The sequence below is a fragment of the Hyphobacterium lacteum genome (assembly GCF_036330345.1).
Lineage (GTDB): Bacteria > Pseudomonadota > Alphaproteobacteria > Caulobacterales > Maricaulaceae > Hyphobacterium > Hyphobacterium lacteum.
On sequence record NZ_JAZDRP010000005.1, the window covers coordinates 144432 to 166267 of the forward strand.

At 58.7% G+C, this 21836-nt stretch carries 24 protein-coding genes; 12 read left to right on the forward strand and 12 right to left on the reverse strand.

Translation table 11 applies throughout. The annotated features are described in order from the left end of the window. Positions 1-61: 61 nt before the first annotated feature. Positions 62-1387, reverse strand: coding sequence for a tRNA uridine-5-carboxymethylaminomethyl(34) synthesis GTPase MnmE (gene mnmE / locus V0U79_RS09600; protein ID WP_330199284.1), 1326 nt, complete (start codon positions 1385-1387; stop codon positions 62-64). A 4-nt stretch (positions 1388-1391) separates the two neighbouring features. Further along, the gene (locus tag V0U79_RS09605) at positions 1392-1628 is read right to left on the reverse strand and encodes a DUF6489 family protein (RefSeq protein WP_330199285.1); all 237 of its coding nucleotides are present in this window, start codon (positions 1626-1628) and stop codon (positions 1392-1394) included. 79 nt (positions 1629-1707) lie between these two features. On the opposite strand from V0U79_RS09605, the gene V0U79_RS09610 reads away from it, so the two are divergent. Both V0U79_RS09610 and V0U79_RS09615 read left to right on the forward strand, forming a co-directional pair. Then, complete coding sequence (locus V0U79_RS09610) at positions 1708-2406, forward strand: dienelactone hydrolase family protein (RefSeq protein ID WP_330199286.1); 699 nt, start codon at positions 1708-1710, stop codon at positions 2404-2406. A 3-nt stretch (positions 2407-2409) separates the two neighbouring features. Next, a complete protein-coding gene (locus V0U79_RS09615) occupies positions 2410-3240 on the forward strand; it encodes a glycerophosphodiester phosphodiesterase family protein (RefSeq protein ID WP_330199287.1) in 831 nt (276 codons plus the stop codon). Here the strand turns inward: V0U79_RS09615 and V0U79_RS09620 are convergent, their stop codons facing one another. The 5 genes from V0U79_RS09620 to hemE all read right to left on the reverse strand — a co-directional run bounded on the left by V0U79_RS09620 (position 3241) and on the right by hemE (position 7982). Then, positions 3241-3870 carry a glutathione S-transferase family protein gene (locus V0U79_RS09620; RefSeq protein ID WP_330199288.1) on the reverse strand — a complete coding sequence of 210 codons (630 nt, stop codon included), beginning with the start codon at positions 3868-3870 and terminating at the stop codon, positions 3241-3243. It lies immediately after the preceding gene. A gap of 9 nt (positions 3871-3879) precedes the next feature. Beyond that, a complete protein-coding gene (gene rho / locus V0U79_RS09625; protein WP_330199438.1) occupies positions 3880-5136 on the reverse strand; it encodes a transcription termination factor Rho in 1257 nt (418 codons plus the stop codon). A 327-nt stretch (positions 5137-5463) separates the two neighbouring features. After that, positions 5464-5928, reverse strand: coding sequence for a CopD family protein (locus V0U79_RS09630; RefSeq protein ID WP_330199289.1), 465 nt, complete (start codon positions 5926-5928; stop codon positions 5464-5466). Further along, positions 5921-6958: a ferrochelatase gene (hemH, locus tag V0U79_RS09635; protein ID WP_330199290.1), complete on the reverse strand. Its 1038-nt coding sequence runs from the start codon at positions 6956-6958 to the stop codon at positions 5921-5923. Before hemH ends, V0U79_RS09630 begins: the two co-directional genes overlap by 8 nt. Before the next feature lies 1 nt (position 6959). Next, a complete protein-coding gene (hemE, locus tag V0U79_RS09640; protein ID WP_330199291.1) occupies positions 6960-7982 on the reverse strand; it encodes a uroporphyrinogen decarboxylase in 1023 nt (340 codons plus the stop codon). Between the two features lie 453 nt (positions 7983-8435). On the opposite strand from hemE, the gene V0U79_RS09645 reads away from it, so the two are divergent. The 5 genes from V0U79_RS09645 to dnaQ are packed head-to-tail and all read left to right on the forward strand — an operon-like array spanning position 8436 to position 11993. Further along, on the forward strand, positions 8436-9272 hold the full coding sequence (locus tag V0U79_RS09645; RefSeq protein ID WP_330199292.1) for a pyruvate, water dikinase regulatory protein: 837 nt from the start codon (positions 8436-8438) through the stop codon (positions 9270-9272). After that, on the forward strand, positions 9269-9856 hold the full coding sequence (locus V0U79_RS09650; protein ID WP_330199293.1) for a Maf family protein: 588 nt from the start codon (positions 9269-9271) through the stop codon (positions 9854-9856). The genes V0U79_RS09645 and V0U79_RS09650 overlap by 4 nt, the downstream gene beginning before the upstream one ends. Next, positions 9853-10686, forward strand: a complete 834-nt coding sequence (aroE, locus tag V0U79_RS09655) for a shikimate dehydrogenase (RefSeq protein WP_330199294.1) — start codon at positions 9853-9855, stop codon at positions 10684-10686. The genes V0U79_RS09650 and aroE overlap by 4 nt, the downstream gene beginning before the upstream one ends. Beyond that, the gene (coaE, locus tag V0U79_RS09660) at positions 10683-11297 is read left to right on the forward strand and encodes a dephospho-CoA kinase (protein WP_330199295.1); all 615 of its coding nucleotides are present in this window, start codon (positions 10683-10685) and stop codon (positions 11295-11297) included. Before aroE ends, coaE begins: the two co-directional genes overlap by 4 nt. A gap of 3 nt (positions 11298-11300) precedes the next feature. Further along, positions 11301-11993, forward strand: a complete 693-nt coding sequence (dnaQ, locus tag V0U79_RS09665) for a DNA polymerase III subunit epsilon (RefSeq protein ID WP_330199296.1) — start codon at positions 11301-11303, stop codon at positions 11991-11993. 1 nt (position 11994) lies between these two features. Here the strand turns inward: dnaQ and secB are convergent, their stop codons facing one another. Then, positions 11995-12507, reverse strand: a complete 513-nt coding sequence (secB, locus tag V0U79_RS09670; RefSeq protein ID WP_330199297.1) for a protein-export chaperone SecB — start codon at positions 12505-12507, stop codon at positions 11995-11997. A 174-nt stretch (positions 12508-12681) separates the two neighbouring features. On the opposite strand from secB, the gene V0U79_RS09675 reads away from it, so the two are divergent. From V0U79_RS09675 to V0U79_RS09685, 3 genes are read left to right on the forward strand one after another with little or no spacing between them, the layout of a single operon-like run. Next, on the forward strand, positions 12682-13284 hold the full coding sequence (locus tag V0U79_RS09675; RefSeq protein ID WP_330199298.1) for a Tim44/TimA family putative adaptor protein: 603 nt from the start codon (positions 12682-12684) through the stop codon (positions 13282-13284). Then, complete coding sequence (gene mltA / locus V0U79_RS09680) at positions 13268-14470, forward strand: murein transglycosylase A (protein WP_330199299.1); 1203 nt, start codon at positions 13268-13270, stop codon at positions 14468-14470. The genes V0U79_RS09675 and mltA overlap by 17 nt, the downstream gene beginning before the upstream one ends. Beyond that, the gene (locus tag V0U79_RS09685) at positions 14467-15018 is read left to right on the forward strand and encodes a Smr/MutS family protein (protein WP_330199300.1); all 552 of its coding nucleotides are present in this window, start codon (positions 14467-14469) and stop codon (positions 15016-15018) included. The genes mltA and V0U79_RS09685 overlap by 4 nt, the downstream gene beginning before the upstream one ends. Here V0U79_RS09685 and hslU read toward each other — a convergent pair. Beyond that, positions 15008-16312, reverse strand: coding sequence for an ATP-dependent protease ATPase subunit HslU (gene hslU, locus V0U79_RS09690; protein WP_330199301.1), 1305 nt, complete (start codon positions 16310-16312; stop codon positions 15008-15010). The two genes, V0U79_RS09685 and hslU, sit on opposite strands and share 11 nt — an antisense overlap. 85 nt (positions 16313-16397) lie before the next feature. Here hslU and V0U79_RS09695 point away from each other — a divergent pair, with 85 nt between their 5' ends. Further along, positions 16398-16829, forward strand: coding sequence for a VOC family protein (locus V0U79_RS09695; protein ID WP_330199302.1), 432 nt, complete (start codon positions 16398-16400; stop codon positions 16827-16829). Here V0U79_RS09695 and hslV read toward each other — a convergent pair. The 3 genes from hslV to V0U79_RS09710 all read right to left on the reverse strand — a co-directional run bounded on the left by hslV (position 16826) and on the right by V0U79_RS09710 (position 20774). Next, the gene (gene hslV, locus V0U79_RS09700) at positions 16826-17380 is read right to left on the reverse strand and encodes an ATP-dependent protease subunit HslV (protein ID WP_330199303.1); all 555 of its coding nucleotides are present in this window, start codon (positions 17378-17380) and stop codon (positions 16826-16828) included. The two genes, V0U79_RS09695 and hslV, sit on opposite strands and share 4 nt — an antisense overlap. Positions 17381-17445: 65 nt before the next feature. Beyond that, positions 17446-19545 (reverse strand): putative bifunctional diguanylate cyclase/phosphodiesterase, encoded by a 2100-nt coding sequence (locus tag V0U79_RS09705; RefSeq protein ID WP_330199304.1) that lies wholly within the window; start codon positions 19543-19545, stop codon positions 17446-17448. A gap of 221 nt (positions 19546-19766) precedes the next feature. After that, complete coding sequence (locus V0U79_RS09710; RefSeq protein WP_330199305.1) at positions 19767-20774, reverse strand: adenosine kinase; 1008 nt, start codon at positions 20772-20774, stop codon at positions 19767-19769. A gap of 106 nt (positions 20775-20880) precedes the next feature. On the opposite strand from V0U79_RS09710, the gene V0U79_RS09715 reads away from it, so the two are divergent. Further along, complete coding sequence (locus tag V0U79_RS09715; protein WP_330199306.1) at positions 20881-21783, forward strand: ATP-grasp domain-containing protein; 903 nt, start codon at positions 20881-20883, stop codon at positions 21781-21783. Positions 21784-21836: the final 53 nt, after the last annotated feature.

Consider the following 21836-nt stretch of genomic DNA (forward strand, 5'->3'; position numbering starts at 1 on the left):
CTATGTAGGCGCAAACCCCGCGCGAGTCGAGGCCCTGAAGGTTCCACGTGAAACAATCAGGCTATTTTCCGATACAGAACCGCGAGAACACCTCGTCGAGCACATCCTCCACATCAATCCGGCCCGTCAGACTCTCAAGCGCCCGTACCGCCAACCGAATATCCTCGCCAGCGAGCTCGGGATCACCAAAGCGCAGTCGCGCCCGCTGCAAAGCGTCTCGCGCCCCTGAAACGCTGAGCCGGTGACGAAGCCGGGACAATGCGGGCATTTCCCTTTGCCCCAGCCGCTCGCTCACAACCGCCTTCAGCCTGGCTTCGAGATCACCGAGCCCCTGCCCGGACTGCGTGGAAATCACCAGATCGGGCCCGATAGAGTCAGGAAGAGTCAGAGACAAACCGAGGTCAGCTTTAGCAAAAACCAGAAAGTCCGATTTCTGCAGAACTGGAGTCATCTCCTGATTCCAATCGCCCGACCCATCGAGCAACCCAACCACAAAGTCCGCAGAGTCAGCATGAGTCAAAGCCCGGCGCACGCCCTCCTTTTCGACGACATCATCGGTATCCCGCAGGCCGGCCGTGTCAGCGAGAGTCACGACAAACCCACCCAACTCCAGGCGGATTTCCACCACATCGCGCGTGGTTCCGGGAATGTCTGTCACGATCGCCGCTTCACGACCGGCCAGTGCATTGAGCAGGCTGGACTTGCCCGCATTGGGCGGACCGATAATCGCAATCCGGAAACCTTCACGTACCCGCTCTCCGCGGTGATCATCATCCAGATGTGCGCCCAGCGCATTGATCAATTCATCAATGACCGGCAGTGCTGTTGCGGCCAGCGCCTCCGGCACCCCCTCCTCGTCCGGAAAATCAATCTCACCCTCGATAGCGGCCATGATCGAGATCAGCTGGCGGCGCCATCCCTCATACAGATCCCGTAGCGCACCCGTCATCTGGGAAAGCGCCTGTTCCCGCTGTGCGCTGGTTTCGGCATCGACAAGGTCCGCCAGACCTTCGGCCTGGGTCAGATCAATGCGGCCATTCTCATAGGCGCGGCGGGTAAACTCCCCCGGCTCGGCCAGACGGGCGCCGAGTTCGGACAAGCGGGCCGAAACACCCTCGATCACGGCGGTTCCGCCATGGATCTGGAGTTCGGCACTGTCTTCGCCAGTAAAGCTGGCGGGGCCCGGAAACCAGAGGATCAGACCCTCGTCCAGCAAACGGCCATCCTCTGCGAGGATTTTCCGCAATGCAGCCTGCCGGGGTGAAGGGAGTGCCCTCTGGATAGCTGCCGATACGATATTTCCGCTGTCCGGACCTGAAAGGCGCAAGACTGCCACGCCGGAACGCCCCGGCGGGGTGGCCAGGGCAAAAATCGTATCTCCGGCCATCTTTCTAGTCTTTCGACGCGGGGCCGGCCTGGCGCATCAAATTCATGAACTGATCCTGCATCTGCCCACCAAAGCTCATCCAGTTGCGCATCAGCACATCGGGATCCAGAGATGACATGTTTTCCTGCATCCGCCGGGTCATCTCGGAGACCATCATCTCGTTGACCGGTGTCACATCCGGCAGGCCAAAAAAACTGCGCGCCTCCTCGGGCGTGCAATCAATGTCGATCTTGACCTTCATCCTGGCCTCACTTGCTGTCTTGTTCAGGACCTATAACTTGCCCCGTATCGAGTCCAAATAGCAATGATGAGGACAAACCATGACCTCCAGCACCATTACGATTCATTCGCCTGATGGCGAGTTTACCGCCTACCGCGCCGCCCCGAAGAGCGGAAAGGGACCGGCAATCGTCGTCCTGCAGGAGATATTCGGCGTTAACAAGGTCATGCGTGACATCTGCGATGACCTGGCCGATCAGGGATATGTTGCGATCTGTCCGGACCTGTTCTGGCGCATCGAACCCAATGTCGACATTACAGACAAATCTCAGGCCGAATGGGACAAGGCCTTTGATTTATTTGGTAAATTCAACATAGAGACCGGGCTGAAGGATATTGCCGAGACCGTTGATCTGGCCCGCCGTGACAAGGATGGGACCGGAAAGGTCGGCGCCATCGGTTACTGCCTGGGCGGTTTGCTGGCCTATCTGACAGCCTGCCGGACAGATGTCGAGGCCGCGGTTGGATATTATGGGGTCAACATACCGAAATATCTGCAGGAATCGGAGAACATTCACGGCCACCTCATGCTGCATGTCGCAGGGAAGGACCAGTTCGTTGATGCTGCTGCCCAGAAAGTCATGCATGACGGGCTCGACGATAATCCGCACGTGACTCTTCATGATTATCCGGCTCAGGATCACGCATTCGCCCGAACCGGTGGGGATCATTTCGATCCGGAAGCCGCCGATCTCGCCAATACCCGCACCCGCGCCTTTCTTCAGGCTCATATCGGATAAGCCATGATTGCCACCCTTCTCGCCATTTCCCTGCAGGCCCAACCCGTTATTCCGCCGATCGGGGAATTGCTGGATTGCGCCCGCGAGGCCGATGCCACCCTGGTGGCCATTCATCGCGCGGGTGGGTTTGCGCCGGGTATTCCGGAAAATTCGCTGGCTGGAATCCGGGCGGCGGGCGAGATGGGTGCGGCCATGGTCGAGATCGATCTGCGCCTTTCGAGCGATGGTCATGTTGTTCTCATGCACGATAGAACGCTGGATCGGACCACAAATGGCACCGGCAATGTCGCTGATCATACGCTGGAGGAATTGCGGGCCTTGCGACTCGAAGACGCCAATGGGCGCCGCACCAATCAGTTGATTCCTACGCTCTCCGAAGCCTTCGAGGCGGCCCGCGCCGCCGGCGTCTATCTAGAACTGGATCTCAAGGAAATCGGTCCCGGTGAGGCCGCCCGGCTGGCTGTTGAAGCCGGCATGGCGTCACAGTCGATGATCATTGTCTATGATGTCGCGGATGCAGATCCGATCCAGGCTGTTACGACCGACATCGGCATTTCCCTCCCCTTCACCGACCATGATGAGGTGCTCAGCAGCGAGCTGGACGTCTCAGGGCTGATGAGCTGGGTGGGACGCGGCGTGCCGGATGCCCATACCGAGTATTTTCTGACCGGACAGGGTATCGAAACCGCGATGCACGATTTTCCGGGCGAGGAAGCCGGCACCATCGATTATGCCTTCATCGATGAACGGCATATCGAGGTTCTGGCGACGGATGATCCGGAAGCCGCACTGGCCGCTTTCGGCCCCTGGCAACGCTATTGCGGTATCGAGTGATCAGTCGGCGGATGCTTTCTGCCAGCTCTCCAGCGCAGTGATCTGCTTGAAATAGTCCTTCACATTGTCCGGGACATTGTCGAACTTTCTCACCAGCTTCATCAGGTAGAGCATGTAGACAACCGACATGTCTGCCAGCGTCAGGCGGTCACCGGCGAGGAATTCCCGGCCATCCGCAAGGCCGCGTTCCGAAATCAGCCGTGCGTGCTTGTTGAATTCGCCGACCGCCCAGTGGCCAAGTGCGGGATTGCGCTGGTCTTCGGGCAGAAGGGCTGTATGCGCCAGGGTCAGATTGACGGCCATCGCCATCGTGGCTTCGCCGAAATGCAACCATTCCAGATAACGGGCGAAATCCGGCTCGTCTTTCGTTACGGTCAGCGGTGTCGGGCCGTATTTGTCGGTCAGATACTGGGTCATCGCGACCGATTCCAGCATCACGGTATCGCCATCCTTCAAGGCCGGGATTTTCTGTATCGGATTGACGGCGCGATAATCCTCGCCGCCGACATTACCGCGATCAAAGGCCGGGCGCTCCAGCTTATAGGGCAGGCCCATTTCCTCCATCACCCAGCGCGGCCGGATCGCCCGCGTCATGGGCGCATGATAGAGCGTAATATCTGGCTGGGTCATAAATCGGCCCTATGTGTTCATGGAATCGAAGAAGTCGGAATTCGTCTTCGTTTCCTTGAGTTTGGACAGAAGGAAGTCGATTGCATCCTGGGCACCCATCGGGTTGAGGATGCGGCGCAGGACATAGGTCTTCTGCAGATCGACCTTGTCGACCAGAAGCTCTTCCTTACGGGTGCCGGACTTGAGAATATCGATCGCCGGGAAGACACGCTTGTCGGCGACCTTGCGGTCCAGCACGATTTCCGAGTTACCAGTGCCCTTGAATTCCTCGAAGATCACTTCATCCATACGCGAGCCGGTATCGATCAGCGCGGTCGCTATGATGGACAGTGATCCGCCATTCTCGATATTCCGTGCGGCGCCGAAGAAGCGCTTCGGACGCTGCAGGGCATTGGCATCGACACCACCGGTCAACACCTTGCCCGAAGACGGGACGACCGTGTTGTAGGCACGGCCGAGACGGGTGATCGAGTCGAGCAGGATCACAACATCGCGGCCATGTTCGACAAGGCGCTTGGCCTTCTCGATCACCATATCTGCGACCTGCACGTGGCGCGTCGCCGGTTCGTCAAAGGTCGAGGAAATCACCTCGCCCTTCACCGTCCGCTGCATATCGGTCACTTCTTCCGGACGCTCGTCGATCAGAAGGACGATGAGATAACAATTCGGGTGATTTGTCTCGATCGCATGGGCGATATTCTGGAGGATCATCGTCTTACCGGTCCGCGGCGGTGCCACGATCAGGGCGCGCTGTCCCTTACCGATTGGCGAGACGATGTCGATCACCCGGCCGGTCTTGTCCTTCTTGGTCGGGTCCGGCAGTTCGAGATTGAAACGCTCTTCGGGATAAAGCGGTGTCAGATTGTCGAAATGAACCTTGTGACGGGCCTGTTCCGGATCCGTGAAATTGATCGCCGAGATTTTCAGCAAGGCAAAATAGCGTTCACCATTGCGCGGCGACCGGATCTCGCCTTCCACCGTATCGCCGGTCCGCAGGCCGAATTTCTTGATCTGGTTGGGCGAAACATAGATGTCATCCGGGCCGGCCAGATAATTGGCTTCCGGAGACCGCAGGAAGCCGAAGCCATCCTGGAGAATTTCCAGAGTGCCACCGCCATAAATCTCGACGCCGCGCTGGGCGACTTCCTTGAGAATGGCAAACATCATGCCCTGTTTGCGCATGGTTGCGGCATTCTCGATATCGAGGGCCTCCGCAATCTGCAGCAATTCAGTGGGCTTCTTCTCTTTCAATTCCTGGAGCGACATGCGCTCCAGCCCGGCCAGAGACGGCGGCAGGGTTTTGGGTTCATCATCAATGTCGGCGTCAGTATCGCCGTCATTTTCATTTTCGAGATCGTCGTCTTCGGACTCGATATCGTCATTCGTATCAGACATGGAACTCACTTGGTTCTGTAATTGATCCGGGGCGCAAGGCTGTTTGCCGGACGGATTCCGCCTGTGCAGGCAGCCTTGAAACGGGTTTGTAAGGGTCGATGGGCTCGCCTTTGATGGCGCTCACCATGAGAAAGGAATTCCGAGCAATCGGAACTTTCCTGACGAGTGACATACGCCCTGCCGGTCGTCAAGACAGAACTAGTTCAGGGCGACAGTCGCAATCAGAACAATCACAATCGCCAGAACAGCCGGAATCTCGTTGTAAATCCGGTATTTGCGCTGAGACCAGTCATTATTCCCAGCCTCAAAGCGCTTCTTCCTGACAGCGAATATATGGTGAAGGCCGGTCATCAGGACAATGGCCGCGAACTTCACCATCCAGTCCCATTGATGGAAAATGACCCAGCCGCCAGCGCGTTCGGCATTGGACCAGATCAGCAATAATCCGAATATCCAGGCCGCAATCATCGCCGGGTTCATGATGAATTTCAGAAGGCGATGTTCCTGGAGCTTCAACACGGTATCCAGTTCACCACCCGGCTGGGCCTCGCAATGATAGACAAAGAGGCGCGGCAGATAGAGCAATCCCGCCATCCAGGCGATCACCGCCAGAATATGAAACCCGCGAAACCAGTCATAGGCCGCCAGAACAAAATCAGACATTTTCACCTGTCCGGTTGGGGCATTTGCCGAAACCTGCCGGGCAAATCCGCTTTCCGCAAGGCGGCTTCAAGCCCTGGTCTCCCTGCAAGGCCTCTATCGCAAGATCGGCAAGACCGTCGATAAATGCCTGTGCGAGACCGAGGGCCGGCACACGATAATATCCCGGAATGCCGTTTTCTTCTGCCAGGAGCGCATATTCCTCGTCCAGCTCGACAAGGGTTTCAATGTGCTCGGAGACAAAGGCGATGGGCGTCAGAATAATCGATTTTCCATCAGCTGCCGCTGCTTCGATCGCTTCTTCTGTCGATGGTCCGATCCATTTCAGAGGACCAACACGCGACTGATAGCAGATCTGCCAGTCTGAGAGCTCCGGCAAATGTTTCATGACCGCGGCTGAAGTCTGCTCGATCTGCCATTGATAGGGATCACCGTCACGGACGGTTTTTTCGGGTAAGCCGTGCGCCGACAGCAGAATACGGGCATTGGCCGGTTTTCCGGCCTTTTCCCAAGTCTCCCCGATCAGCTGCGCATGTGCCGCGATCAATCCCTTCTCTTCAGGATAACAGCATATTGTCCGGGCAACACCGCCACCGGCCTTTTCCCAACCGGTCAGGGACGATCCTGTCGTCGAGGTCGAAAATTGCGGATAGAGGGGCAGCAGAACGATTTCATCAGGCGCCCAGGCTTCAACTTCTCGAACCGTATCCTCGAGGAATGGATGCCAGTAGCGCATGGCGATGAAGCTCCTGAACATCTCGCCCGGCTGCTTTTTCTCCAGCGCCGAAATCAGGGCGTCTGCCTGCTTTTTTGTTTCCGGCAAGAGCGGCGATCCACCGCCCATTTTCTCGTAATTCTTCCGGGCTTCCGGCGTCCGTGTGGTCGAAATCAGCCAGGCCAGGAATTCGCGGATCGGACCCGGGGCGCCAATAATCGCTGGATCCCTGAAAAGATTGCGCAGGAAGGGTTTGACGTCATCGGGACCATCCGGTCCTCCGAGATTGAACAGGACCACGGCAATCTTGCGCGCCATTTCAATGACCTTTTATCCGCTTAACGAGGCGCTGCACGTTCTCGATGGGCACATCCGGCGTTATGCCATGACCCAGATTGAAGATATGCGGGCGTCCCGAGTAGGCTGAAATGATCCGATCAACCTCTCCGTCAAGCGCATGACCGCCGGCCCGCAGGACGGCCGGATCCAGCTGGCCCTGCAACGGCATGCCAGACGGCAGTTCGCTCACAGCCCATTCGGTATTGAGGCTATGATCCAGCGCCAGCGCCGTTACACCCGCTCTGTCGGCATATCCAAGATAGTTCGGCCCCGCCCCTTTCGGGAAACCGATGATCGGCACATCAATCCCGGCCGCACGAACCCCGTCGACGATTTTGCGGGTAGGACGGATAACCAGATCCTCGAACATGGGTGGCGGCAGCCCTTCAGCCCAGCTGTCAAACAGCTTCAGGACGTCTGCTCCCGCCCTGGCCTGCATCACCAGATAGCGAATGGTGGCCTCCGACAGCAGATCGAGAAGGCGCTGCATGGCTTCAGGGTGTTCCCAGTAAAGACGACGGGCATTCCAGCGGTCCTTGGATCCACCCCCCTCGATCATATAGGTAGCGACTGTCCAGGGTGACCCGGCAAAACCGATCAGTGTGGTTTCCCCGGGAAGCTGCTTTGACAGTCGTGCCACGGTTTCACCGACCGGACCCAGAATTGTCTCGACATCACCAACGCTCATGCCGGCAATGTCTTCTGCTGACAACGGATCGAGCTTTGGTCCCTCGCCGGTTTCGAACCAGACTCTCCGGCCGAGGGCCATTGGTACCAAAAGGATATCGGCGAACAGAATGGCCGCATCGAAACCGAAGCGCTCGATCGGTTGCAGGGTGACAGCTGTTGCCTTCTCAGGTGTCAGACAGAAGTCGATAAAGTTGCGGGCTGTGGCGCGGACCTCGCGGTATTCCGGCAGGTAGCGCCCGGCCTGACGCATCAGCCAGACCGGTGGCCGTTCCGGTATGACTCCGGATAAGACATCAAGGATTATCTTGCTCATGAGCCGAGGGTTAGGCGTCTCCACCCTGGAAGGCAATCCGGGTTAACCACATGCCTATCTAATTCCTATTATCTGATTTGAATATTGAGAGAGTCGTTGTGATGTGGGTAGCGGTGAATAATGCCGTTTTCCCCGAAATCCACAGCTGGCAAGCCCGTTTGTAAATTTTCGAATGGCATTCTGTTTAGATTGCGTAAAACTTAATATTTGCAATTTTTTCAGATATATAATTGATTTCATTTCTGGAAAAACGGGGTTATTCGCGGGTATAAGTGTTAATTGAAATAGGTTGGCCCTTTTGGATCCACAGCTGTGTCAGGGTGTGAATTCGTATTGGACAAGCCGGGCAGCTATCCTCAATGATCAGACCGAACCTGGCCGTCATCGCCGAAGGTGTTAACGACAGGCCAACTTGTTAACACTTGGTTAACCCCTGGCGGGTGTGAAGACGACATGATTTCCAGCGCAGGCAAAGGCCGCAAATTCCACGTTCATCTGGTCTCGGATTCAACCGGTGAAACGCTGGGTGAGGTGATGCGGGCCTCGGTCGCCCAATTCGATGGCGTCGAGGTAATCGAACACCTATATGCGCTGGTGCGCTCGCCCCGGCAGATGGAAAGGGCGTTGGAGGAAATCGAACGCGCGCCCGGCGTCGTAATGTATACCGTCGTTTCAGCCGATATGCGCCGCCGTCTCGAAGACCATTGCCAGAAAGTCGGTATTCCGGCGATTGCCATTCTCGATCCGATTATCGCGACCCTGTCAGGCTATCTGGCCCTGCCGCCATCAAGCCGGGCCGGAGCTCAACATGATCTTGATGCCCAGTACTATGAGCGGATCGAGGCCCTGAACTATGCCATCATGCATGATGATGGCCAGGGCGGAAACCTTGAAGGCGCCGATGTTGTTCTGCTGGGCGTCAGCCGGACATCAAAGACACCAACCTGCATCTATCTGGCTCATCGCGGTGTCAAGGCGGCGAATATTCCCCTTGTCCGTGGAGGAGAAACACCTGCCGGCGTCATCGGGTTGAAGAAACCGCTGATTATCGGCCTGACGGCATCGCCCGAACGGATTGTCCAGATCCGCCGCAACCGCCTTCTCTCGCTCAACGAAGACCGCGATACCGAATATGTCGATGATGTCTCGGTGAAGGATGAGATTATTGCCGCGAAACGCATGTTTGCGCGCCATGGATGGCCGACGATTGATGTGACACGCCGCTCTGTCGAGGAAACGGCCGCAAAAATCCTCAACCTCGTAAATGACCGCAAGGCGAATGGTGCATGACCCGGCTCATTCTCGCTTCTGGAAGCCAGATCCGCCGCAAGATCCTGGAAAACGCCAAGATTCCTTTTGCAGTCAAAACGTCTGGCGTGGATGAAGATGCCATCAAACAGGCCTGGACCGGCACGGATCCCACCGAGCTGGCTCTCCTTCTGGCAGAAGCGAAGGCTGGTGCGGTTTCCGCAGAATCCGATCAGCTCGTGCTGGGGGCTGACCAGGTTCTCGGCCTTGATGGCGAGATGTTCGACAAGGCCAAATCCGCCGGGGAAGCAAGGGACCGGCTTTTGCACCTGCGGGGAAAGACGCACACGCTTCATTGTGGTCTGGCCGCGGTTCGCGCGGGCGAGGTGATCTGGCGGCACCGGCAGGAAAGCCATTTGAAGGTGCGCGATTTCTCGGACGATTATCTCGATCATTACCTGAAGGCAGCCGGAGATGTGCTGACCGCCAGTGTTGGCGCTTACGCTTATGAGGAGCTCGGCGCTCAGCTGTTCGACGCGGTAGACGGCGATTATTACGCCATTCTCGGATTACCGCTTTTGCCAGTGCTTGATCTCCTCCGGCAGGAAGGTGTGTTGGAGCGATGATCAGCGGCCGCACCCGTATTGCCGGGGTGATCGGCTCGCCCATTGCGCATTCGCTTTCGCCGCTCCTGATGAATAGCTGGATTGCGGCGCAGGGCCTGGACGCTGCGTATATCGCCCTCCCTGCCGCCAGAAATTTCGGTGCAGACGATTTCCGGGCGCTGGCCCGGTCCGGTCTTGCCGGATTGAATGTAACCCTTCCCTTCAAGACCCTGGCCCTTGAGGTGGCCGACGAGGCCAACGCTACGGCTATAGCGGCCGGCGCTGCCAATCTTCTCCTGTTTCGCGATGGCCGCATCGCGGCCGACAATACCGATATTGAAGGTGTCTCCGCAGCGCTGTCAGAAGCCGGCTGCGGGAGTTCCGGGAAATCGGTTCTTGTCCTCGGCGCGGGCGGCGTTGCCCGTGCGGTTTGTGTGGCAGCACAGGCCGGAGGTGCCAGGACGATCATCATTGCCAACCGGACACGCGAACGCGCCGCAACGCTCTCGCGAATGTTCAGGACCGCCAGAAGTACCGACTGGAGCGAGCGGCAGGCGGCGGCCCGCGAGGCAGACATTATTGTCAATGCGACCAGTCTCGGTCTCGATGGGGTTTCGGATCCGCAAATCGACTGGCAGACCTGTAAGTCCGGCACCCTTGTCTTTGATACGGTTTACACGCCGTCGCATCGGCCTTTCATGGATAGCGCCAGATCTGCGGGACTGAGGACGGTCGACGGGCTTTCCATGCTGATCGCTCAGGCCCGGCCATCTTTCACCGCTCTTTTCGGGAGCCCGGTTCCTGATGCGCCTGATGCGGAAGACCTGTTGAGAAAGGCCCTGTCATCATGAGCCCTTACAAGCTCGGCCTGACCGGTTCGATCGGTATGGGAAAATCCACAACGGCGAAAATGTTTGCCGAGGCCGGCATTCCCGTTTTCGATTCCGACGCTGTCGTCCACGCGCTCTATGCCGCCGGTGGAGACGCGGTCGCGCCGGTCGAGGCGGCTTTTCCGGGTGTGGTGACCCGGACCGGAATCTCGCGGGAAAAATTGTCGGAGGCTCTCGCAAGGGATCCATCGGGATTCGACAGGTTGAATGCGATTGTTCATCCGCTGGTCGCGGCCCGCCGCGCGGATTTTCTCGAGGCGGCGGCCAAAAGCGGTCAGGATCTGGTCATCTTTGACATTCCGCTTCTGTTCGAAACCGGTGGTGAGGCCTGGGTGGACGGGGTTCTGGTGGTCACCGCACCAGCCGATATTCAGGCGGCTCGTGTTCTGGAGCGCCCGGGCATGACCCGGGAAAAGTTTGCGCAAATTCTTTCCCGACAGATGCCTGATGAGGAAAAGCGGAATCGGGCCGACTTCATTATCGACACCTCCAAAGGCTTCGATTTCGCCCGTAAAGCTGTGGATGAGCTGATTGCCAAATTGAGCCATCAGTCAAATCACGGCACACACTGACCCATGCGGGAAATTGTCTTCGATACCGAAACGACAGGGCTGGATCCCCAGACGGGAGACCGGATCACCGAACTGGGCTGCGTCGAGGTCGAGGATTTCATTCCAACCGGCCGAACCTGGCACGCCTATGTGAATCCGCAGCGCTCTATCCCCGAAAAAGTGACCGAGATCACCGGGCTGACAGCAGAGTTCCTTGCCGACAAACCGCTCTTTGCTGATGTCGCCGATGGTTTTCTGGAATTCGTCGGCGATGCCCGTGTCGTGGCGCACAACGCTCCTTTCGACCGCGGTTTCATCAATATGGAGCTGACCAGGATCGGCAAGCCGATCATCGAGAATGACCGCTGGGTGGATACAGTTGTCATCGCGCGAAAGAAATTTCCGGGCGCGCACGCTTCGCTGGATGCTCTTTGCAAGCGTTTTGGTATTTCGCTGGAAACCCGTGACAAGCACGGTGCCATCATTGACGCCCTGCTTCTGGCGGACGTCTATCTTGAACTGAATGGCGGCCGCGAAAGGGCGCTCGACCTGTCAGATGACAGAGGCGAGGCGGGCGGAAGCGTCACTTTCCCGAAACGCCCGGCCCGGCCCGAACCGCTGGTCACGCGCCTCACAATGGAAGAGCGTGAAGCGCATGAAGCCTTCGTTGCCACGCTGGGAGAGAGCCCGATCTGGAAATCAGGCGGGCTGATCTGACTTACTGAACCGGTGCGGCACCCTCAGGTGCCTGGCCACCCGCTTGCTGGCGGGCAAGCTGTTGGCGGTAGAGACCGGCAAAATCGATCGGCTCCAGCATCAGCGGCGGGAAACCACCATCGCGTGTTGCATCAGCAAAGACGCGGCGGGCATAGGGGAAGAGCAGCCGCGGGCATTCAACCAGCAGCATGGGCTGACGCGCAGCATCGTCGAAATTCAGCAATTCGAAGAGACCGCTATAGGAAAGCTCGCAGATGAAGGTCGTCTCGTCACCGCGCTTGGCCTGGGCCGACATGATGATGGTGACTTCATACGCATTGTCTTCCATGCCGCGGGCCTGGACATCGATGTTGATATCGATGTTCGGCTGGGCCTGGTTCGCGCGAAGCGTGACGGGCGCACCCGGGTTCTCGAAGGACAGATCCTTCACATACTGAACCAGCATGCGCATTGACGGCATGTTCTGGGGATTATTGTCCTGCGGATTTCCGCCTGTTTCCGGCGTATCAGCCATGCTCGTCTCTCCAGCGCGTTTGGGGCAGGCCATCTGTCTGCGACTGCCACATGAAGGCGGGCGGGTAACATGTGCGCGAAGCCGGGGCAAGACGCAGGCTGCGGGCTGACTCAGAGCGCAAGCCACCCTATGTTATGGTGATCACAGATCGTGTCGGAGATTCAGAGCAAGTCCATGGAGGTCATTACCCTTCTCATCGCCGCAGGTGCCGCTGCCTTTTTCGGCTATCGGCTGTTTACCGTGCTGGGCCGTAAAACCGGCCATACGCCGGATTTACGGCCTGTAACACCTTCGGAAGACGATGCGGGCAATCCGGCAGAATTGTCCCCCGCCATGGCGGACGGTGAAGCCCGGTCCAGCTGGGTGGTTGATATGGATCCCGCAGAATTCCTCGACGGTGCCAGGAAAGCCTATGCGCTGATTGTGGAAGGGTTTGCGAAAGGCGACCGCGAGGCGCTCCGGCCCCTGCTGAGCACCAATGTTTATGGCCGCTATGAAAAGGCTATTTCCGAGCGCGAGAAAAACCAGCAGGTTTCGGTCACCGAAATCGAGCGCATTGCCGAAGCAAAGCTTCTGGAAAGCACGCGCGATGAAGGCGTCTTCCGGGTGAAAGTCCGGTTCAAGGCGGACATCTCAACCGAAACGAAAGACAAGGACGGCAACGTCGTGTCCGGTGACCTCACACGCCTGACCACGGTGGAAGAGATCTGGACCTTCGAAAAGGATGCCAACAGCCGTGACCCCAACTGGAAACTTGCCGGTGTTCGTACGGCTTAGCGCGATTGCGCTCGGCCTTTTCCTGCTGTCCTGCGAGCGTGCGCCGGAGCCGGCTCCCGAACCCGAACCTGAAATAACCGAGCCGCCAGCGCCGGTGGCCGGTGATCTGGTTTTTGAAGGCCTCGACTGGTCTGAAGTGCCGGGCTGGCCTGAGATGGATACCGGTCCGGCCATGGCAGCCTTTGGCAGATCCTGTGCGGCCATGGGGCAGCTCCCGCCCGGTCTTCCCATGTCGGAGCGCGCGCCTCTTGCCGGCCCGGTGGGCGACTGGCAGGCGGTTTGCCGCGACCGTGACGCAACCGATCCGCAAGCCTTTTTCGAAACCCGGTTTGTTCCGGTGCGAGTGCGGACCGAAAGCGCCGAAACCGGTCTGCTGACCGGCTATTATGAACCCATGCTGGAGGTCCGGCATGAGCCGGACGCCGAGTTCTCCCACCCGATCCGCGCGAGGCCGGATGATCTGCTGATGGCTGATCTTGGCGCCTTCTCCGAGGAACTTTCGGGACACCGCATCATGGGAATGGTCGATGGCAACCGCTTTGTCCCTTACCGGTCGCGGAACCAGATCGAACTGGCGGAAAGTGGTGAACCTCTTGCCTGGGGCCGGCCTATTGATGTTTTCTTTCTGCAAATTCAGGGTTCAGGGCGGCTGGTCTTCGAGGGTGGAGAGACCGTCAGGGCAGCCTTTGCGGCTCATAATGGCCTGCCCTATGCCTCGATAGGACGAGAGCTGGTCGCACGCGGGGAACTGGAATTGCACCAGGCGTCCAAGGCCGGAATCGAGGCCTGGCTGGAGGCGAACGGACCCGCTGCGACGGCAGAGCTGTTTTCCATCAACCGCCGCTACATCTTTTTCGGACTGGAAAACCTGCCCGATCCGGATCTGGGCCCCAGAGGCGGGTCTGGCTTGCCGTTGACGCCGATGGGCTCGATCGCGGTGGATCCGTCCTTCCTGCCCTATGGGGTGCCGGTCATTCTGGGCGCTGACCTGCCGGATGCGCCGGCTTGGCGGGGCATGCTTGTGACGCAGGATACTGGCGGGGCCATTACCGGACCCATGCGGGGCGATCTTTTCTACGGTTGGGGTGAGACAGCAGAGCGCCGCGCGGGCTCGACCCGTTCGCAGGCCGATTGGATTATTCTTCTGCCCCATGCCGTTGCCGAGCGGCTTTTGCCTCCGGCATGAAAAAGCGCACCCTGCGTCCGGACGAACGCCAGATCTGGCGCAAGGTGACCGAAACGGTCAAACCGATCCGGCCGCATGACAGTGATAGTGGCGAGAATTTCGGAGAGCTGATTGATCCGCCGGCGGTCACCGGCACGGGACGCTCCAGGTCGACGGTGAAGGCTGCGCCAGCAACACCAAGATCGCCGGCGCCTCCTCAGGACCGCTCTGCCGAACGCCGCCTGCGCCGCGGGCGAGTAGCTATTGATGCCCGTATTGATCTTCATGGCATGACACAGGATGCCGCCCGTACGGCGCTGGGGCATTTCCTGCATGGCGCCCGGTCGCGAGGTTTCCGCTGTGTGCTGGTGATTACCGGCAAGGGCAAGACCAGTGCACGGGAAAGAGCGCCCGGAGAGGCGCTTCCGGGTGTGATCAAGCGGCGATTCCCGGAATGGCTCTCCGAGCCGGAATTGCGCCATCTGGTATCAGGCTATTCGCCGGCCCATCGCAGACATGGCGGGGATGGAGCGTATTATGTGATGATCCGCAGCGGGCTCAGAGAATGAATTTCGAGAGATCGGCATCCTGGACAAGGTCGCCAACAGCCTTACGAACATATTCCTTGTCGATGGAGATTGTCTCACCTGCCCGGTCCGACGCAGTAAAGGAAACTTCCTCGACCAATTTCTCCATAATCGTCTGAAGCCGGCGCGCGCCGATATTCTCGACACTTTCATTGACCTGGGCTGACAGCTCGGCGATCTCGTCAATAGCTTCGTCGGAGAATTCCAGCGTTACGTCTTCGGTGCCGATCAGCGCCGTATACTGCCTGATAAGGCTGGCTTCCGGTTCGGTCAGGATACGTTTGAAATCGTCCTTGGTCAGGGCCCTCAGTTCGACCCGGATCGGAAGCCGGCCCTGAAGCTCGGGCAGCATGTCGGACGGCTTCGCAATGTGGAAGGCGCCGGAGGCGATGAAGAGGATGTGGTCGGTCTTCACAGGGCCGTGCTTGGTCGACACTGTGGTGCCTTCGATGAGTGGCAACAGATCGCGCTGGACGCCTTCGCGCGACACATCAGCACCGCGCGCGTCGGAGCGGGCCGTGATCTTGTCGATCTCGTCGAGAAAAACGATACCGTCATTTTCCGCGAGCTGGATCGCTTCGCTGGCTATTGCGCCCTCATCGATCAGCTTGTCGGCCTCCTCGGCGATCAGGGGCTCATAGGCTTCGCGAACCGTAGTGCGGATCCGTTTCGATTTGCCGCCGAACCCTTTGCCGAAAATGTCCGAAAGATTCAGCACGCCGGCACCACCGGGCATGCCCGGAATGTCCAGCTGCTGGAAAGGTGAAGCGGTTTCGGCCAGATCGATCTCGATTTCCTTATCGTCCAGCTCGCCATCGCGAAGACGTTTGCGGAAGCTGTCCTTAGTTGCGTCCCCGGCATTGGTGCCGACAAGCGCCTGAAGCACACGGTCTTCCGCAGCGGCATGAGCGCGGGCCTTCACGGCTTCGCGCTTTTCCTCGCGGACCATCGAAATGGCAACTTCTACCAGATCCCGGGCGATCTGGTCCACATCGCGGCCAACATAACCGACCTCTGTAAACTTGGTCGCTTCGATCTTGATGAACGGTGCCCTGGCGAGCTTGGCCAGGCGCCGGGATATTTCGGTCTTGCCGACGCCGGTCGGGCCGATCATCAGAATATTCTTGGGCGTGACTTCCTCGCGCAGACCGGCGTCCAGCTGACGCCGCCGCCAGCGATTGCGCAAGGCTATGGCAACGGCCCTTTTGGCATCCTTCTGACCGATAATGTGGCGGTCGAGTTCCGAGACAATTTCGCGCGGTGAAAAATCGGTCATGGGCAGAGCGGTCTTTCCGGTCTAGATGATTATCGGATTTAGTCCCGGCCACACCATTCTACAAAGCCCTGAACTGAGAAATGTCATGACCCAAGCCGCGCGCCCACGCTTTCATCTGGCCTTTCCCGTTCATGATCTGGAAGCGGCCCGTCAGTTCTATGGCGGCCTGCTGGGTTGTCCTGAAGGCCGCGAGGATCCCGGGCACTGGATCGACTTTGATCTGTTCGGCCACCAGGTGGTTGCACATTATGCGCCCGAGGAGTGTAGCGGTGCCATCGCCAATGATGTTGACGGAAAAAAGGTTCCGGTGCGTCATTTCGGCCTGCTGATGCAATGGGACGATTGGGAAGACCTGGCCAACAGGCTTCAGGCCGAGGGCGCCGACTTCCTGATCGACCCTTATGTGCGTTTTGCCGGGAAGCCCGGCGAACAGGGGACATTTTTCGTAATTGATCCGAGCGGAAATGCGCTGGAATTCAAGACCTTCCGCGACGATAGCCAGATCTTTGCGCGCTAGTTTTCCATAATTTCTATGGTCAGCTGGTCATTGGTGTAGACGCAGATACGCGCTGCGATAGCCATGGCCTTGCGGGCGAGTACCTCGGCATCATCTTCATATTCCATGAGGGCGCGGGCCGCCGACAGGGCGTAATTGCCGCCGGATCCGACGGCGACGACGCCGTCTTCCGGCTCCAGCACGTCACCGGCACCGGTAATCAGAAAGGTTGTTTCCTTGTCACCGACGATCAGCATGGCGTCGAGCCTGCGGAGATACCGGTCCGTCCGCCAGTCCTTGGCCAGCTCGACGCAGGCCCGGGCGAGTTGACCGGAATGCTTTTCCAGCTTGGACTCCAGACGTTCGAACAAGGCGAAAGCATCTGCCGTGGCGCCAGCAAAACCGGCGACCACCTTGCCACCGGCCAGCCGCCTCACCTTCTTGGCATTGCCTTTCATGACGGTCGGCCCGACGGATACCTGGCCGTCTCCGGCAAGAACAAACTTGCCGTTCTTGCGTACGCCAAGAATGGTGGTACCGCGCCAGCCGGGGCCTTCCTGCGTGGATGTCATGATCGTCTCCGCATGCCTTTGCATACAGGGTCCGATTGCTGGAAGGTCAGGTCAAGCCGTTCTTGTCAGGCGGATGCGACAGAAATCTCGTCAGCGATGCTGGCGCGGGCGTAGGATTCGAACTCGTCAGCCGGTACCGGCTTCGAGAACAGATAGCCCTGGGCCAGGGTGGCGCCTTCTTCACGCAGAGCCGCCAATTGCTCGGAGGTTTCGACGCCTTCCGCAACGGTTTTCAGCTTCAATGCCCGCGCGAGCGCCAGGATGGTGTCGACCACGGCGCGAGAGTGTGGATCCCGTGACATGGAACGGACAAAGCTCTGGTCGATCTTGAAGACGTCGAAGGGCATCCGCGTCAGATAGGACAGGGATGAGTGACCGGTGCCAAAGTCATCAATGGCGAATTTGACGCCGCGGTCGCGCAGCGGCTGGATCTGATCGATCACCCGTTGCGGATCGCGCATGGCAGTGGATTCGGTCAGTTCGATTTCCAGCAATTCCGGTGAAAGCCCCGTCTGCTCGAGAATTTCGAGGACATTGTCAGCAAAACCCGGGCGCTCGAACTGCATGGCCGAGACATTGACGGCTACCGGCAAGCGCAAGCCATGGCTGGCCCAATCCGCGGCCTGCTCGCAGGCGGCGCGCATCACCCAGTCGCCAATCTCCACAATCAGGCCGGATTCTTCTGCCGCATCAATGAAATGACCGGGCGAGAGGAGGCCTGATGTCGGATGGTTCCAGCGCACCAGTGCTTCGGATCCGGCAATCACACCATCATTCATCCGCACTTTCGGCTGATAGAAGACTGTCAGCTGGTTCTTTTTCACGGCATCGCGCAGTTCATTCTCCAGCACCAGACGCTCGAAGGCAGACTGGTTCATCGACTGTTCGAAGAAGTGTACGGCATTACCGCCGGACTGTTTGGCATGGGCCATGGCCAGATCGGCGTGACGCAGAAGGCTTTCCGGTTCAGCGCCATCCTGCGGGAAAACAGCGACGCCCACACTGATGCCAAGGAAAACCTGGTGTCCCGAGACATCAAACGGGCGGCTGATAGCGCCGATGATCTGCTGGGCAAAGCGGGCGATATCCGCCGAATTGTCGATATGCGGGATCAGCAGGGTGAATTCGTCACCGCCCAGACGCGCGACCATTGACGGCTCGCCCTGACCCCCCTTGGCGAGATCAAAACCCCGAGCCGATTCCCGCAAGCGGCGAGCTACCATTTCCAGCAGCCGGTCGCCTTCGCCGATTCCCAGGGAATCATTCACGCGCTTGAACCGGTCGAGATCCAGGAACATGACAGCGCCGCTGGTATTGTCTTCGACAGCCTTGCGGGTGACGCGTTCCACTTCCTTGCGGAAGCGTTCGCGATTGGGCAGTTCGGTCACCATGTCGACATAAGCCAGCCGGTGAATCCGTTTAAGGTTTGAATCGATCCGGGACAGCATGCGGTTGAAGGCATTGGCCAGAACTTCCAGCTCGTCACCGGTTTTGACATTGATGCGGACATCCAGTGATTTTGACGAAGCGGTGCGAGCGGCCTCTATCAGATGGCCAATGGGCCGCAATGAGAAGAAGACCAGCGCGCCGGCAATCGGCAACAGGATCAACAGGGCTGCAATTGCCGTCAGCGTATGACGCTGGAAAGCCGCCCGTGCTGCAGCCCGCAATTCGTCCATCGGGGATTCCGTGTAGACGACACCCGTGAGGCGCCCGGCAGAACTGTAGACCGGCGCAGCCACATGAACCTGACTGCCGCGGATTTCTGTTCGTGTCTCGCCGGATCCGATCGCCATGACGACCAGGGGATCAGTCGCAAGTCCGGTCGCGTCGGCATTGGCGGGATTGCTGTGTACCAGCATGCGGCGGCGGGCATCCGCGATGAAGGCCAGATTGATGTCAGCGCGGTCTACAATCTGGGCGACACGCGCTTGCAGGCGGACCCGGTCATCCGATGTAATGTCTTCGGACACATTCAGCGCCAGAAGCTGCGCCTTCAGGCCGGCCCGCTCGATCAGCATGGCTTCATGCTCGCGCCGGTCACTGCGATTTTCGATCACCATGAGGATGGCTGCGGTGACAATCATCAGCAGCGCCGTCATCACTGTGAATTTCACAGTCAGGGAGCGCATGAAGCGCGAGATGAGGCTGTGAAGCGGTGCCATAAAGCGCCCTTAGTCCCGTTTCCTCCGGCACGAAGCGGCACAGACAACCAAACTGATCTGTTGGGAAAGTCCGTCGATAATCACGTCCCGCCACCCGGAAATTTCTTTTCGTTCGGCGCAAACGTGACAGAAAGGGTTTGAAACGTGGTTAAAATCCCGATCAGGTTTCGTTAACGGGTCCTGTCAGCATTTGATCGACACGGTTAACGTCCCGGCAAGACCTAGGCACCGCCAAGAGAGATACCGGCTTTTCCGGCCAACCCTTTCAGGCTGACATTCGGACGAGCGCCGATATGTGAAATAATCTCGGCAGCGGCGATGGCGCCAAGCCGACCGCAGACCTCAAGATCCAGCCCTTTGGCCAGGCCGGTCAGCATTCCGGCCGCAAACAGATCGCCTGCCCCAGTCGTGTCGACAACCTTGCTGACCGGCTCTGCAGCGATGGCCGTGGTCTGGCCATCACGGATCAGAACAGCTCCCTTCTCTGACCGGGTAATGGCGGCGATACGGGTTTCTGCCGTTACTGCTGTCAGCGCCTCATCAAAATTATCTGTCTCGTAAAGCGAGAGCAGTTCGGCCTCATTGGCAAACAGGATATCAATGTGATTACGAACCAGCTGACGGAATGCGGCGCGGTGCCGGTCAACACAAAAGCTGTCGGAGAGCGTTAAGGATGTCAGGCGATTGGCGGCCCGGGCGATTTCAGAAGCCCGGACAAAGGCCGCCTTGGCCTCGTCGCGGTCGAACAGATAGCCTTCAAGATAGGTGATCCGGGACGCAGCGATCTTCTCGGCGTCAATATCCTCCTCGGAGAAGAAGACAGAGGCACCCAGGAAGGTCGACATGGACCGCTGGGCATCCGGCGTCACATTGATCAGACAACGCGCCGTCAACGGACCTTCTGCCAGGGGAGCGGTCTTGTAATCGACACCGGCGGCATTGAGGTCGTGGCGAAAAATCTCGCCCAGCTCGTCCTTGGCCACCTTTCCGATATAGGCGCCCTTTGCGCCGAAAGAGGCGATACCTGCAAGCGTATTCGCGGCGGATCCCCCGGAAATTTCCTGACCCGGTGCCATGGCACCATAGAGCTGCTCGGCCCGGGCTTCGTCGATCAGCGTCATGGCGCCTTTCTCGATGGACTGGCTGGCCAGGAAAGCGTCGTCACAGGAGGCGATCACATCGACGATCGCATTACCGACACCGATCACGTCATAGAGGGCCTGGCTCATTCTGGGGCTCCCGCTTTCCGGAGTAAAAAGGATGTGAGCGGCCTAGCGCGGGCCCGTCCGCCCTGCAAGCTTGCAGACTGTTTCCCGAAGAGCTAACCGGCAAGCCATGAGACGCATCGCTTTTCTGACCGCCACCTGCATGATCGAAAGCCACCCGGATGCCCGTGAGGACGCCTGGGAACACACGCTGGAATTCGCGGCACTCCAACCCGCCTGCAAGGCCCGGATGATCGAGCTGGAAGAATGCGTCTGGGATGATCCGGATTTTGATCCGGGTGATTATGAGGCCGTGATCATCGGGACGTGCTGGGACTACATGCAGAAACCCGAGGCCTTCATCGAAACGCTGTCGCGAATAAGCACAAGGGTCCCATTGCTGAATCCGCTGGAAACCGTGGTGTGGAATGCCGACAAATCCTATCTTAGGGATCTCGCAGATCAGGGTGTGCCCACGATTCCAACGGTCTGGGCCGAGGCTGCAACCGGTGAAGCCATCAGTGCGGCTTTCGACGCGCTTGAGGCGGACGATGTGGTGATCAAGCCGCGGATCGGCGCCAGTGCCTGGCGGCAGGCCCGGCTGAAGCGGGGCGAGGCCATGCCTCCGGCCGATCAGCTCCCCCCGGGAGCCTGCCTGATCCAGCCTTTTCTGAAGGCGGCTGAGAGCGAAGGCGAGCTGACGCTGCTTTTCTTTGACCGGATCTTTTCCCACGGCCTCGTCAAGCGGCCAAAGCCGGGCGATTACCGCACACAATCCATGTATGGCGCGAAAGAGGAGAGGGCCGACCCGCCAAATGATGCGCTGGATGTGGCGCAGGCGGCCCTGGCGGCGGTCGACGGTCCTTTGCTTTACGCGCGCGTTGACATGATGCGTGGCGCGGATGGCGGCTGGAATGTGATGGAGCTGGAGCTGATCGAACCCTATCTGTATCCCGAGCAGGGCGAGTTTCTGGGCGCATATTTCGCTGCCGCTCTTGACCGGCTGTTAGCAAAAACCCGGCTAGCTTCATGACATAACCCTGAAATCCGGTCATCATGACCGGACGTCACCAGGAGTGAATGTCC

Excerpts from the sequence above, each read along its gene's own strand:
- V0U79_RS09650 (WP_330199293.1), top strand. The coding sequence starts at position 9,269 with ATGACCCGGCTCATTCTCGCTTCTGGAAGCCAGATCCGCCGCAAGATC.
- V0U79_RS09610 (WP_330199286.1), top strand. The coding sequence starts at position 1,708 with ATGACCTCCAGCACCATTACGATTCATTCGCCTGATGGCGAGTTTACC.
- V0U79_RS09620 (WP_330199288.1), bottom strand. The coding sequence starts at position 3,870 with ATGACCCAGCCAGATATTACGCTCTATCATGCGCCCATGACGCGGGCG.
- secB (WP_330199297.1), bottom strand. The coding sequence starts at position 12,507 with ATGGCTGATACGCCGGAAACAGGCGGAAATCCGCAGGACAATAATCCC.
- V0U79_RS09605 (WP_330199285.1), bottom strand. The coding sequence starts at position 1,628 with ATGAAGGTCAAGATCGACATTGATTGCACGCCCGAGGAGGCGCGCAGT.
- hemE (WP_330199291.1), bottom strand. The coding sequence starts at position 7,982 with ATGAGCAAGATAATCCTTGATGTCTTATCCGGAGTCATACCGGAACGG.
- aroE (WP_330199294.1), top strand. The coding sequence starts at position 9,853 with ATGATCAGCGGCCGCACCCGTATTGCCGGGGTGATCGGCTCGCCCATT.
- V0U79_RS09705 (WP_330199304.1), bottom strand. The coding sequence starts at position 19,545 with ATGGCACCGCTTCACAGCCTCATCTCGCGCTTCATGCGCTCCCTGACT.
- V0U79_RS09615 (WP_330199287.1), top strand. The coding sequence starts at position 2,410 with ATGATTGCCACCCTTCTCGCCATTTCCCTGCAGGCCCAACCCGTTATT.
- V0U79_RS09695 (WP_330199302.1), top strand. The coding sequence starts at position 16,398 with ATGACCCAAGCCGCGCGCCCACGCTTTCATCTGGCCTTTCCCGTTCAT.
- coaE (WP_330199295.1), top strand. The coding sequence starts at position 10,683 with ATGAGCCCTTACAAGCTCGGCCTGACCGGTTCGATCGGTATGGGAAAA.
- V0U79_RS09715 (WP_330199306.1), top strand. The coding sequence starts at position 20,881 with ATGAGACGCATCGCTTTTCTGACCGCCACCTGCATGATCGAAAGCCAC.
- hslV (WP_330199303.1), bottom strand. The coding sequence starts at position 17,380 with ATGACATCCACGCAGGAAGGCCCCGGCTGGCGCGGTACCACCATTCTT.
- V0U79_RS09685 (WP_330199300.1), top strand. The coding sequence starts at position 14,467 with ATGAAAAAGCGCACCCTGCGTCCGGACGAACGCCAGATCTGGCGCAAG.
- rho (WP_330199438.1), bottom strand. The coding sequence starts at position 5,136 with ATGTCGCTCCAGGAATTGAAAGAGAAGAAGCCCACTGAATTGCTGCAG.
- mnmE (WP_330199284.1), bottom strand. The coding sequence starts at position 1,387 with ATGGCCGGAGATACGATTTTTGCCCTGGCCACCCCGCCGGGGCGTTCC.
- dnaQ (WP_330199296.1), top strand. The coding sequence starts at position 11,301 with ATGCGGGAAATTGTCTTCGATACCGAAACGACAGGGCTGGATCCCCAG.
- hslU (WP_330199301.1), bottom strand. The coding sequence starts at position 16,312 with ATGACCGATTTTTCACCGCGCGAAATTGTCTCGGAACTCGACCGCCAC.
- hemH (WP_330199290.1), bottom strand. The coding sequence starts at position 6,958 with ATGGCGCGCAAGATTGCCGTGGTCCTGTTCAATCTCGGAGGACCGGAT.
- V0U79_RS09710 (WP_330199305.1), bottom strand. The coding sequence starts at position 20,774 with ATGAGCCAGGCCCTCTATGACGTGATCGGTGTCGGTAATGCGATCGTC.
- V0U79_RS09645 (WP_330199292.1), top strand. The coding sequence starts at position 8,436 with ATGATTTCCAGCGCAGGCAAAGGCCGCAAATTCCACGTTCATCTGGTC.
- V0U79_RS09675 (WP_330199298.1), top strand. The coding sequence starts at position 12,682 with ATGGAGGTCATTACCCTTCTCATCGCCGCAGGTGCCGCTGCCTTTTTC.
- V0U79_RS09630 (WP_330199289.1), bottom strand. The coding sequence starts at position 5,928 with ATGTCTGATTTTGTTCTGGCGGCCTATGACTGGTTTCGCGGGTTTCAT.